This is a genomic window from Beijerinckia sp. L45, assembly GCF_009765775.1.
Classification (GTDB): domain Bacteria; phylum Pseudomonadota; class Alphaproteobacteria; order Rhizobiales; family Beijerinckiaceae; genus RH-AL1.
On sequence record NZ_LMUU01000027.1, the window covers coordinates 52,122 to 64,336 of the forward strand.

Sequence of the window (12,215 nt, forward strand, 5' to 3'; positions counted from 1 at the left end):
GAGCGCCACCGCCGGCCAGGCGCCGCACGAGCTGTCCTATCTCGGATCGCTTCTGGGTTACGCTGCTGGCGCGCCGGCCGACACGTTGGCCGACTTCCGCGAGCTGATGAAACGCCTTGACATCGGCCGCGCCAAAGGCCGCTGGACAAGCTGGTCGTGGGCCGCGAATGCGCGCGACTGCGACGTCATGGCGGACCTGCTCTACAAAGGCACACGCGCCATCGGTATGCGGCGCCGGCCCGGTGACATCGCGGGATGGCCAGAGGTGCAGCGCGAATTGGCGCCGACGGCCCTTACCCCGGCAGAGCGCCGGTTATATGAGGCGACGTGGCGCGAGTTTCGGCGCGAGTGGGGCCTATTCGGCGGCAGTCATCGCCGGCCGGCCGGCTGGGCCGCGGATCTTCGCTTCCGGCAGAAGGCCAGCCTGTTGCGGATCGCCGGATCCACCGACTTCGCGCAGGATCTGCTCGCCGCCGATCAACAGGTCGCGATTTCCGTCGCTTTTCTCGAGACGAGCGCAGCCTTCGTCGAGAAGCTCTCGGGCCGCGGCTGGCATATCGGCGAAATTAATGGCCGGCAAACTGGCGACGTGAACGAAGCGGTGCGGATCGCATTCCAGACCGGGGCGATCGACGCCGTCGTTTTTACGGTGACGGAGTCGATTTCGCTTCATCAAAACGAGATGCCCGGCGGCGAGCGGATACGATCACTGATCGTCCACGATATCCGGCACAGCGCGATCCAGCTCGCGCAGATCGAGGGACGTTGCCACCGCGACGGCGAGAAGGCGACGATCTACCTCGCCTACGCGGAGGACACAGTCGAAGAAGCGATTACTGCGACGGTCGCGCGCCGCATGGCCTCAATGGAGGCAATGGCGGGAGAGGACGTCGCCCTTCTCGACGACATTGTCGCCGTGATCCAGAGCGCGGTCGAGGAACGGACATAATCACGGGCCCGGCCGGCTGCGCGCGCATGCTCCTGCGCAACACCGCGGGCGCGGTCAGCCTCTGCGGTTGGCTAAGACGCGGCGTGGCGGTGTCGGCTCGATCATCGATGCGATCGTGTCCTGCAGCGCCGTAAGGTGGTTGGTCATTGCCGCATCCGCCGCGCTCTCGTCCATCGCGAAGACTGCCGCGATGATGCGGCGATGTTCGACGTTGGAGCGTTCGATCATCCCAGGATGGGATGCGATCTGCCGTCGGTAGGGTTCGAGCCGTTGCCGCAAAGATCGGGCCTGAAGCGCGAGAAACGCGTTCTGGCTCGATCGGTAGATCGTTTCGTGAAACACGACATTGGCTTTGTAGAAAACCTTGGGATCGGCCACGCTCGAAGCCGCTTCGCAGGCCTCCTGGGCCTTCAGGATGGTGCTGCGATCGGCGAGCGTGTGGCGTCGGGCCGCGGCGGCCGCGCAAGCCCGTTCCAGCACCGCCATGGTCTCGACCATCTCGACGATGGCGCGCGCGGTGAGTGTCGCGACGAAGGCGCCCTGATGCGGCCTGATCTCGACGAGGCCGCCCGAGGTCAGCGCCTTCAACGCCTCGCGCACCGGCGTTCGCGACAGGCCGAAGCGTTCGCCTAGCGCTTCCTCATCCAGCTTTTCACCAGGGATGAAGCGGCGGGCCAGGATGTCCTCTTCGAGCTTGAGGCGCAGGCTTTCGGCCCGCGTGCGCGCGGCTGGCAACGGCTCAACCCTCTTCGTCCGGGACGTTTCCATCGTGAGTTCTGCAGGCCTTTCAAATGTCGAGGGTCAGGGCCGATAGCGGAATGGCGGCGCAGGGCAGGATGCGACCGTCGCCAGGCTTAGCGGTCCCTTCGGGGTGGGCCACGGTCCCGCTGATGAGGCCCAGCGCACAGCTTTCGCATTGACCGGTCCGGCAGCCGCTCGATGCCGTGATACCTGCCGCTTCGATGAGATCGAGGATCGACATCAGGCCGGGCACCCATTGCAATACGGCGCCTGAGCGCGCGAGGCGGACCTCCTGAGGTCCCGTGTCGCTTGGCACGGCGGCGCGGCTCGACGGGCCGAAGGCTTCGAGGCGGATGCGATCCGCCGCGACGCCCGCGCGCTCGAGGCCGCTGGTGACGTCCGCGATCATGCCCGGCGGCCCGCAGATGTAGATCGGCGAGGCCGGCGCAGCCGCTTCGAGAATGGCGGCGGCCGTGATGCGGCCCTCCCGATGATTTCGGGCCGCGCGATCCGCATCCGTCGGCGCGCTGTAGAAGCTGGTGATTGTGAGACGCGGCAGATCGCGTTGCAGCACGCCGAGCTCGCTGCGGAAGGCGTAGTGCGCGCCAGAGCGGACGCCGTAGAGCAAATGGACCGGTCCGGTCCATTTGCTGTCACGAAGCTCGTGCAGCATGGCGAGCAGCGGCGTGATGCCGATCCCCGATGCGACCAGCACCGGCGGATCGTGGTCGGGCAGCGCAGCGCCGAGATGAAAACCGCCCTTCGGCGCCATGACCGAGACCCGCAGCGGCAGGGCGGCGGCGTGCAGCAAGTCCGATAGCCCGCCATCGCGCGCCCGTTTGACCGAGATACGGTAGCTCTCAGCGCCGCTTGCGCGCGACAGCGTATAGCAACGCACCCGTGCCGCCGCGCCGGGACTTTCCACACGGAGGGTGATGTGCTGACCGCCACGCGCCGCCGGCAACGGGAGTCCATCGGCCGACGTCAGGGTGAAAGAGACGATGTCCACGGTCTCGCGAACGGCGTCGCCGAGGTCGAAGACGCGCCATCCAGCCCAGGCGGCGCCCGACTTGATCGGCACGATGTCGCATATCGCGGAGCGCAGCCCCGTTGCCCCGCTGACCGGATCAGACCGGTCGTCGGCGATCAGGCGATTGAAATTGGCGCCAGTGTCCTCGAACGCGTCGAAGGCTGGTCGTCCGATCGCGGCGTTGCCTTGCCACCAGCCATATTGCGCACTGACCACGCGAGGGTCGAAGGCGCTATCGAGCTTGGTCCGCATCCGAGCCCGGCCATGTGCGGTGCAGATGTCGACCCAGTCGCCTTCCGCGATGCCGCGGCTTGCTGCAGCATCGGGATGCATCGTGACCTCCGGGTCTGGCGAACGCCGGCGCAGGGACGCAACATGCCGATGCTGGCCATGGCAATAATGGACGACTTTCGCCGAGGTCAGGACGAGTGGGAATTCGCGGCTGGCTGCGCCCATCGGCGTTTCCGCCGGCTCGACGAAGCGCGGCAGCGGGTCCTCGCCCGCGTCGCGAAACACTTCGGAAAAGATTTCGATTTTGCCCGTTTGGGTTTTGAACCCATCAGTGCGGTAGCGGAAATAATGCGGTTTGCCTTCGACGCTGATCCCACTCGGGTTGGCGCGCAGAGCGGCGAGCGACAGGTCGAGGGGCGCGAGCAACGCATCGAGGGCGGCGTCGATGTCGCCGTCCCAGAACAGATGTCCGAGTCCAAGCCGCTTTGCTAGTTCGAAGACGATGAACCCATCGGAGCGGGATTCGCCCTCGCTCGCGATCGCGGCCTGACGGTATTGGACGAGGTTGTTGGCGCGCTGGCTGCCGTCGAAGCCTACGGCGACGGCATCGCGCTCCCACGGCGTGTTGATGGGCAGAAAGATATCGGCGAAGGCAGCCGTCGGGGTCATCACGATGTCGGCGTGAACGTAGAAGTCGAGCGCAGCCAGCGCCCGTTCCCCGCGCTGGCCGTTGGCGTGATTGACGAGGAAGTTGCGGCCGAAACCGACCAGCGCCTGGATGCGGTAGGGATCGGCGTCGAGGATGGCGTCGTACAAGGCGTCGGAACCGATCCAGCCGTTACGGCCCGGGCCGAGCGCCGAGTTTTTCAGGCCGACGCATTTCGCCCGCTGTTTGGCGGAGATGAAGGCCGCGCCGCTGACGCCGAACGCGGCGGGCTTGGCGAAGTCGACATTGCCGCCCGGCGCATCGAAACTGCCGGTCAGGGCCATCAGGGTTGCGATCGCCCGATCCGTCTGGGTTGCATTGGTGTGCTGGCCGACGCCGGACCAGGCATAGTAGCTTACCGGGCGCGCCTCGAAGAGCAGCCTGGCGGTGTCGCGAACCTGGGCGGCCGGCACCCAGGCCACCTCTTCGACCCGTTCCGGCGGATAGCTATCGCAGAGGTCGCGATAGAGACCGAAGGCCGTGCGGCAGGCCATCGTCCCACCGTCCGATGCCGGAAGCGCCGCGGTGTGTTCCAAAACGGGTGTAGCACCGTCCCGATAGAGGCGAAGCGTCGGCGAATAGGCGATCGGACCATGGACGCTCCAGGCGACGAGATCGTCGGGCTCGGCCTGTGGCGGACGGACGGAAAGCTCGCCAGCGCGCAAAAAACGGTCGGTGTCGGCCCGCACCAGAAGCGGGCCGTTGGTCCAGTCGCGAACGAAGGCGGCATCGTACCAGCCGTTGCGGATCATCTCGCCGGCGATGCCCAACGCCAGCGCACCGTCGGCGCCAGGTCGCACGCGCAGCCATTGGTCCGCGCGGGCCGCGAACCCCACCCGACGGGGGTCGACAACAACGAGCCGGGCGCCACGCGCCTTGGCGGCGCTGGCCGCCGTCGCGTGGTCAAGCCAGGTTGCGCTCGGGTTATGCCCCCAGAGCACGATACACTCGGATTGTTCAAAATCCGGCGACGCGATCCCGCGCCCGAAGGTATAGGCGTGCGCGTGATCCTTGTGCCAGTTGCAGATCTCGGTGCCCGAGGCGACGTTCGGGCTGCCGAAAGCGTTGGTGAAGCGCTCGATCCAACGCAGGTTGTCGGAGATCGGAGTGCCGCTCGGCGTCGTCAGGCCGAAAGCGACCGCCTCGGCGCCGGATTCGTTGCGGATGCGATCGAGCGCGGCGGCGGTGGTCGTCAGGGCTTCGTCCCAAGAAATGCGGACCCAGCCGGGGTCGGGATCCCCTTTCGGGCGGGTGCGCTTCAAGGGATGGAGCTGCCGCTCGGTGTTGTAGATGATCTCAGGAGCGGCGCGGCCTTTGATACAGAGCGCCTGTCCTGTCGGATGGTCGGGATCCGGCTCCTGGCCGATGAAGCGGCCGTCTTTGGTGACAAGGATCGCGCCGCACCGCGACTTGCACAGTGCGCAATACCCCTTGCTTCGCGTTTCGGAGGTGGACGCCTGCACAGAACAGATCCCCAAGGTGCGTTATCAGAGCGTTGAAGGCAAGATTATACAATTTTCACTTTAGTGCATGCGCGGAAAATGGGCAGATGCGGGAGCCGGCCTGCCGGTTGTCAAGGCACTGTAAGGCATTGAACATGCAAAGCATCAGCATTGCCAGTGCACGGCGTAGCCGCCGTAGCCGGTGCACCAAAAGGTCTTCCGCCGCTAGCCGCGGCGTCGACCGAAGCCCTCTTTTTGCGCCTGCTTCCTGCGAGCGTCTTCCACCCGATATATCTTGGCACTGATCGGTCAGTCCGAGTTCGACCGGCGTTTCCAGCAACGCATCCCAGCCTTCTTGTTCGGCCCGCGCCGGAATCGCAAACAGATGGCGTTTCGCTTGCCACATCGTCCATACATGGCGCGCCAGGGACATCCCGTGCAGCCCGTAAAGCATGCTGTTCAACATGACCCCGATTATCGTCCGCCGGACGTGCTGACCGGTCCCGCTCAGGCGGAAGAGCTCTGATGATTTCCCATTCGGCGGCACTCAAATCGCCCCCAACTCATGCGCGCGTCGCTCAAGATGCACGCTTGAATCATCGCCACCGCGATCCGGGAACCCGCCCTGTCACCAGAGCCTAAACGACCGCGGCAAAGAGATCAGCGAAATCGGGAATTTTTTCGATAAGCCCGTGCTCTACGGCGTAGCGCATAGCGGTCGACAAATTGTTTCGATTTGACGGGGTAAGACCGAACTCCCACGGGTCCCGACCAAGTACCTTCGTTTGATCCACCCACGCGGCCTCCAGCCAAGCCAAAGGAAACGTCCTGTCACCCGCGGCCCGTTCGTAGCAAAGCAGCTTCGAGGACTCGAACGCCGCCTGAAGTCGTTTCGGCAACCAGGGGTGTTCGTCGACGAGCCGCTGTCGAATCGCCGTCACATGCATGATCGGAAAGATGCCGGTCTCATCGAAATACGTCCGTTCCCGGGCACAATAATCTGGAAACAGCCTGCGAACGCCAGAGTCGCCACTTATGATAGACTTCGGGGTTTGCGGCGTAGAAAGGGCATCGACCTCGCCGGCACGGAGAAGGTCAATCCCGCGTCGCCCGGGAGTCGGTCGAATCTTCAAATCACCGGGGCCGGCAAATAGACCACGCTCCTCGCGCTCGGTAATCCATTCGATCGATCGTTGTCGAAGCCCAAACGAGTCGTTCAGAATCCCACCAATCCAGATGTTGCTGGCAGCCTGCACGGTGGGACAAGCGATACGAGCCCCTTGAAGCTGTCGAGGGTGTTCGATACCTGATCTCGTTGCGACGTATATGCTCCCATGCCTGAATTTACGAAACAAGAATACAGGGATCGCAGTGATCGCGATGCCGGCCTGCTTGGCGATTAAATAAGTGAACAGGTTCAGTTCGCATACGTCGAAGGCCAGACGGTCGACCATAGCCGCGTGTCGAACCGCGTTCGTCATCTCCGGCAAGAATTGCATGGCGACACCGTCGATCGCGACAGAGCCGTCTCGCAATCCCCGGGTCAGTTCGAAGCGATCGCAGGCGACTGTCAGTTCGAGACTCACTGTGCGCTGTCCCACACGGTGCGATGACTATACAAAGGTGTATTCTCGATATTTGTGCGGCGCCGCGAAGTACGCGATCCTGAATTCGGTCTCGCTGGCATAGGTCTTTGGCGCGAGCTCCATATAGAGGAAGCCGACCTTTAGGCCTGCCGCGTCGAATGGAAACGGAGAGACCTTTACGACGCCCTCTTCGACAAGCTCCATCCGCAACGCAATGCCCGGCGCTTTGCCGTATCCCGTCGGTACTAGCTCGAAAGTCCCCTCTTGAAATTCCTTAGTGCAAAATGCCAGCGAGAAGACGTCGAAGAACTGCAGCATCTGGTAGTCGGTTGCGATCTCGTCCTTGGAAAAGGCTTGCGATACGGAGCGCTGAATCTGTTCGTGCTTTTCGATGAATTCAACAACGAGAGGTTCGGTGGAGGGCTTGTTTAGCGGCGCAGGTGTCTTCACGGCGCCATAACGATTTCGCCATAGCCCCGTCCGATGCATGCTCATCAAGAGTCCCGCATAGGGGTCGATGCCAGACAGCCATGAGATCGCCCGCGCATGTTCTGCGAGATGCTTGGCTGTGTTAGGGACCTGAAAGAAGGTCGGCGTCGCCTGCCGATCAACGTCGTACGATGGCTCCGTCTCGTAGCGGGACCAACCAGCATCGTGAAAGGTTGCGGCGCGTAGCAAGGATTCACGCCTTCGGGGAAGTTCAAAGGTCGAATTGCCCCAGTGAGCTGCGAATTGCCCGGCAAGCCTCGCGTGATCTGTCTGGTTGATCAGGATAAGCGTGCCGTCTGCCGAGGTCCTTACAATCATGATGCCTGCTCAATCTTCGCTACCCGAGGTCCGGGTGTTTTTCAAAGAATTAACAATGTTCCGAAGCAGTCTGTCGGATTGTCCGACATTCCGCAAGCTGATCGATCCGGCGGTACATCCGCAAGAGCATTGTTTGCTCAACTGAGCAGGGACGGAATCCGACGATGATGCGTGGCCTGTTCGTAGGCAAACGCGTAGCGCAACATATTGGCGTCGTCGTAAGGACGTCCAAGGAACGTGATCCCCACAGGCAGGCCGTCGCTGGTGAAACCGCAGGGCACGACGACAGATGGCACGTAGACGAGAAAAGTATTTATGTGAATCGCACCCGTCTGATCGCGATAGGGAGGATTAATCCCCTCCTCGATCAGTGTCGGCTGATGCTCGACAGCCTTGTGCACGATGGCATCAAGCTCATACGCGGCCATCACCTGATGCAAGCGGATCATCAGGGTCTCGCGGGCCTCAAGGTAGGCATGATGCCGCTTCGGCTCATGGACGACGCGCCATCGTGCCTGCGCGCCTCGCGAAACCGCCTTGAATAATTCGGATGTCATAGCCTCTTCACGCGTGGCGAAGGGGGATGTCTTGCACCCTTCAACATAGAAACGGAACGCTTCGGCGTCCTCCGTTTCGGATTTGCACCGCGTCGCAAGAAGCGCATTAAGATCGGGGATCACGATGGGATCGACGATCGTGGAGCCCGCCGTCCGGAGTTCCTCGACGGCGTGGTCAAAGACCGCATCCACCTTCGCAAAATCCTCACTGAACGGATCTGAACCAGAGCCGCAAGACTCGCGTATTATTCCGATGCGTGCGCCCTTCAGAGCCATCTTATGAAGACCCGCCGCATAACTTGGTGCTATGCGACGGGCACCCATCGCCGTCAGCGGATCCGCGTCGTCATAACCGACCATCGTATCGAGAAGCTGGGCAAGATCGCTGACGCTCCGCGCCATCGGACCCAAGGCACCGTTAATTGCCGGCCAGCCGCCGTAGACGCCGGTTCGGCTCACCAGACCTGCCGTAGGCCGCATTCCGGCGATCCCATTCCAGGCCGCGGGTCGCCTGATCGACGAGAAACCCTCCTGACCAATGGCTGCGGTACAGAAATTCGCGGAGACGGCGGCGCCCGATCCGCCTGACGATCCGCCGGCCGTACGCAAAGGATCATAGGCATTCTTCGTCGATCCGAAGAGGGATCCATGGGTATCGCCGGCGCCGAGTTCGCCAAGCGTCGTCTTGCCGAGAACGAGGGCTCCCGCTCGTTTCAACTTCGCGAGGGCGAAGCTCGTGCGCTCCGGTCTGTGATGCTCAAATAAGACGGATCCCATCGTCGTGGGCATCCCCGCGACATCGACCTGGTCTTTGACCAGCAACGTCACGCCATGAAGCGGCCCGACCGCGCCCCTTTCGGCAAAAGTCCGGTCGAGAGCCTCTGCCTCGTCCCGCACCGTCTCGCTAAGGGAAATAACGCTGTTGAGCCTTGGGCCGTTACGGTCGTAGGTCTCGATGCGATCGAGGTAATGGTCAACCAGACCCCGGGCCGTAAATCGTCGCGTCTCGAGTCCCTGCCGCACATCGGCGATCGTAAGTTCCATCAGGTCGGATTTCGCATGTTCGGACATTGCCAACCTTCCGCATTTAAAAACGACGAACCGCGCCGGCCTAATTTAGAGGGTCTGAACGACGTGTTCGGATTGTTGTGGCAGGCCCATCCAATTGGAAACAGGGGGCAAGCGCTGATACGTAATCCATGCGCCTGTCGCATGAAGCCTGCCTTGCGTGCCGAAGCGCTGTCTCGACGCCGATCTAGTCGTCGGCAACATGATTGCGCAGCGTGCCCATACCTTCGATATCGACCTCGACGACATCACCTGGTTTTAAGAATACTGGGGGAGTCCGCGCGTAGCCGACGCCGGAGGGCGTTCCTGTTACGACGACGTCCCCCGGCTCAAGCGTCATACACTCGGTTAAAATTTCAATGAGCTTGTCGACCGGAAAGATCAGATCATCGGTGTTTCCCGACTGCATCTCCATACCGTTCAACCGCGTCGTCAATTCAAGTCCGGCGGCCCCGCTCGGAAGCTCATCAGAGGTCACGAGAAACGGCCCAAAAGCGCCTGTCCCATCGAAGTTCTTGCCTATCGTCCATTGACTGGACTTACGCTGATAGTCGCGGATCGTGCCCTCGTTGAACAGGGAATAGCCAAGCACATAGTCGTGAGCATCCGCGGCGCGGACATGGCGCGCCTTGCGTCCGATCACAAAGGCCAATTCGCCCTCGTAATCGAGCTTGTCCGAGCACCGGGGCCGAACCATCGCGCATTCATGGCCGATGAGCGAGGTCGAGCAACGTAGGAAGAGATCCGGATAGGCCAGAGGTTCGACACCGCCCTCCCGCGCGTGTGCGGCATAGTTGCGACCCACGCAGATGATCTTTCCGGGGTTGCGCAACAAAGGCAGATAGGCGACCGACGCATCGCGCATTCGGCAGTCGTTCGTTATTCGATCGGCGGCGCGCGTCGCTCTTTGAAGCCCATCGTCGGACATCATGAGATGATCGAGGCGCTGCGGAAGGTCCGGACTTGCGATCCGCAGATCGTAGACACCGTCATCTTTGTGCAGGCCGATCGTCTCGACGCCCGCGACAGATAAGGACGATAAGCGCATTTCGGTTTTTCCTTCGCGAACATCGATCGCACAGATGGCGTCGATCTCATGGGTTCTTTGTTTGGCTTCTATCGACCCGGACGGCTATGTCGACAAAGCCACCAGCGCCTTGTCGTAATACGTCATATCGAGAAAGGCTTCGGCCGACGGCGGCTTCCCGTCAGGGAACCCGACGCATGCGTTTCGAATAGCCAATGTTTGCCGAAAGCCGACCGGGTCGAAGCGCGCATCCTGCGCCAGGCCACCGTCGCTGTTCAGCGACGTTTCAAGCGCGAGCCGTGCGATTGCGGGGTCCAACGTCAACCGCTGGCCGAGGAGGCCGATTGAGCCCTCGAGGTTCTCCGGTGCCAAAGCCCAGCGCGTTCCCAAAACAAAAGCCGACAGATATTGGACGAGCGCTTCCGCGTTCGATGTCGCCCAAGATCGCATCGCGAAGACGCCATCGCCCTGGTAGGGGCCGACCGTATCGACCGCTGATCCAAAGCTGTGATAGCCCTGCACTTGCGCCTGCAGGCTGCAGGGAGGGTTCAGCATCGCGGCGACATGGTCCGCGTTCTCATTCATGGCCGCCAGCCGCTGCGGTGCCCCGCCGCGCGGCAACACGCGATAGGATCCACGCTCCAGTCCGTGCTTCGCCAGGATCGTGTAAAGGAGAAATGCGTAAGCGGTGTCAGCCGCATCGACCACGACGCACTTTCCCCGTATGTCCTGGAAGGATCTGATTTCGGGACGAACGATCAGGTCGTTCATCCCGGTGCCGCCGCCCGCTACGATAACCACATCGGCGCGATCGACGACTGCCATGTGGACGGCGTTGTCCACCGCCGAGTGCATGATTTGCGTCGTTCCGTCTCGCAGACTTTTCCGCTGTTCGTCAGAGCCGGATGTGATGGCGATATCAACGTCGAGGCCGCGTTGCTCAAAAAGACCTAGGGCCTCGGCGGCAAACAGGCCAATGTTCTGTGGCCCCGGAAAGACTTTTGTGGCGACACGCGTTCTGCTCATTGTCATAGAGATCCATATTCGGTGGTCACGTGTCGAGACAGGAGCTCGCGAAAAGCTCGTCAAGTCGTAGCGGTTTCGCTATGAGGCCCTGCTCTTCGGACCAGCGAAGCATCGCTTCGATCTCGTGTCGGTTTCCCTTGACGCCGTAGGTCCAGAAGTCGCGGCCCATCACGGCTTCGGTTCGCGCCAGTTCGTCGGGAAGCCAGGGAAGCGTCGCGTAATACGCCCCTGCGTAGCGAAGCTGCCGCAAGGCCAGAAGGCGGGCTTGCTCAAACGCCTCGAAAACCGCCTCGGGAAGCCATGGATGATCGGCAACCAGGGTCCGTCGGATTCCGACAAGATGCATGATCGGAAAGAGCCGTGTCTTTTGGAAATAGGCCTCCTCGTCGGCGCGGGAGTCGTGAAACAGGCGTCGAACGTTTGGTGTCCTGTCCTCGAAACATCGAGGCGGACGTGAAGCGATGACGGCGTCGAGCACGCCGTTTGCAAGCATCGTCGACAACGTCGATCCCGCCGGGATTTGGCCGAGGTCGATACCCTTTGGAATGACCGCAATTCGCTCGGACGATCCGGCCTCGTTCAAACCACCGCTGCGCCAAGCAACGTCTTGCGGACACACGCCGAATTCATCCGCAAGAATGCCGCGTGCCCATAGTGCCGCTGTCTGTTGATATTGAGGAACACCGATCAGCTTCCCCCGTAGATCACTCGGCGATTCGATGCCACGATCGGTGCGAATATAGAAAGCCGAGTGGCGAAACGTCCGCGAGACAAAGATGGGAACCGCTACATAGGGGCTATCGCCCCGCGCACATGCAATGATGTGGGAGCTCGCCGACAGCTCCGTGATATCGAAGTCCTGCGTACTGTAAGTCCGCGCAAAGATTTCATCCGGCAGCATCGAATGAGGCTCGATGCTGCAACCGCGCACACGAACGCGGCCATCCAGGATCGGCTGCACGCGATCATACGCAGCGCACGCCAGCGATAAGGTCAACTGTGTCACGGCCGATCCCCACGACCGCAACGGGTTCGATAGAGGAAC

The 12,215-nt window shown here is 62.0% G+C and carries 10 protein-coding genes; 1 reads left to right on the plus strand and 9 read right to left on the minus strand.

What is annotated here, in order from left to right; all coding sequences use genetic code 11:
• Positions 1-85: 85 nt before the first annotated feature.
• The gene (locus tag GSQ79_RS01850) at positions 86-949 is read left to right on the plus strand and encodes a hypothetical protein (RefSeq protein WP_210252986.1); all 864 of its coding nucleotides are present in this window, start codon (positions 86-88) and stop codon (positions 947-949) included.
• A 54-nt stretch (positions 950-1,003) separates the two neighbouring features.
• Here the strand turns inward: GSQ79_RS01850 and GSQ79_RS01855 are convergent, their stop codons facing one another.
• The 9 genes from GSQ79_RS01855 to GSQ79_RS01895 all read right to left on the minus strand — a co-directional run bounded on the left by GSQ79_RS01855 (position 1,004) and on the right by GSQ79_RS01895 (position 12,176).
• Entirely contained in the window at positions 1,004-1,684 is a 681-nt protein-coding gene (locus GSQ79_RS01855) for a GntR family transcriptional regulator (protein WP_158807031.1), read from the minus strand.
• 52 nt (positions 1,685-1,736) lie between these two features.
• A complete protein-coding gene (locus GSQ79_RS01860; protein ID WP_158807032.1) occupies positions 1,737-5,120 on the minus strand; it encodes a molybdopterin-dependent oxidoreductase in 3,384 nt (1,127 codons plus the stop codon).
• A 55-nt stretch (positions 5,121-5,175) separates the two neighbouring features.
• Positions 5,176-5,565: a hypothetical protein gene (locus GSQ79_RS01865; protein ID WP_158807033.1), complete on the minus strand. Its 390-nt coding sequence runs from the start codon at positions 5,563-5,565 to the stop codon at positions 5,176-5,178.
• A gap of 172 nt (positions 5,566-5,737) precedes the next feature.
• Positions 5,738-6,685: a hypothetical protein gene (locus tag GSQ79_RS01870; protein WP_158807034.1), complete on the minus strand. Its 948-nt coding sequence runs from the start codon at positions 6,683-6,685 to the stop codon at positions 5,738-5,740.
• A 27-nt stretch (positions 6,686-6,712) separates the two neighbouring features.
• Positions 6,713-7,492: a DUF3891 family protein gene (locus GSQ79_RS01875; protein ID WP_158807035.1), complete on the minus strand. Its 780-nt coding sequence runs from the start codon at positions 7,490-7,492 to the stop codon at positions 6,713-6,715.
• Between the two features lie 137 nt (positions 7,493-7,629).
• Positions 7,630-9,120, minus strand: a complete 1,491-nt coding sequence (locus tag GSQ79_RS01880) for an amidase (protein ID WP_158807036.1) — start codon at positions 9,118-9,120, stop codon at positions 7,630-7,632.
• 184 nt (positions 9,121-9,304) lie between these two features.
• Entirely contained in the window at positions 9,305-10,165 is an 861-nt protein-coding gene (locus tag GSQ79_RS01885; RefSeq protein WP_158807037.1) for a fumarylacetoacetate hydrolase family protein, read from the minus strand.
• An 84-nt stretch (positions 10,166-10,249) separates the two neighbouring features.
• Positions 10,250-11,233 carry an ABC transporter substrate-binding protein gene (locus tag GSQ79_RS01890; protein ID WP_158807038.1) on the minus strand — a complete coding sequence of 328 codons (984 nt, stop codon included), beginning with the start codon at positions 11,231-11,233 and terminating at the stop codon, positions 10,250-10,252.
• Positions 11,196-12,176 (minus strand): ABC transporter substrate-binding protein, encoded by a 981-nt coding sequence (locus GSQ79_RS01895; RefSeq protein ID WP_158807039.1) that lies wholly within the window; start codon positions 12,174-12,176, stop codon positions 11,196-11,198. Before GSQ79_RS01895 ends, GSQ79_RS01890 begins: the two co-directional genes overlap by 38 nt.
• Between the last annotated feature and the right edge of the window lie 39 nt (positions 12,177-12,215).

What these genes read in the sequence shown, in the direction of transcription:
- GSQ79_RS01865 (WP_158807033.1), bottom strand. Translation starts at nt 5,565, where the DNA reads ATGTTGAACAGCATGCTTTACGGGCTGCACGGGATGTCCCTGGCGCGC.
- GSQ79_RS01875 (WP_158807035.1), bottom strand. Translation starts at nt 7,492, where the DNA reads ATGATTGTAAGGACCTCGGCAGACGGCACGCTTATCCTGATCAACCAG.
- GSQ79_RS01880 (WP_158807036.1), bottom strand. Translation starts at nt 9,120, where the DNA reads ATGTCCGAACATGCGAAATCCGACCTGATGGAACTTACGATCGCCGAT.
- GSQ79_RS01885 (WP_158807037.1), bottom strand. Translation starts at nt 10,165, where the DNA reads ATGCGCTTATCGTCCTTATCTGTCGCGGGCGTCGAGACGATCGGCCTG.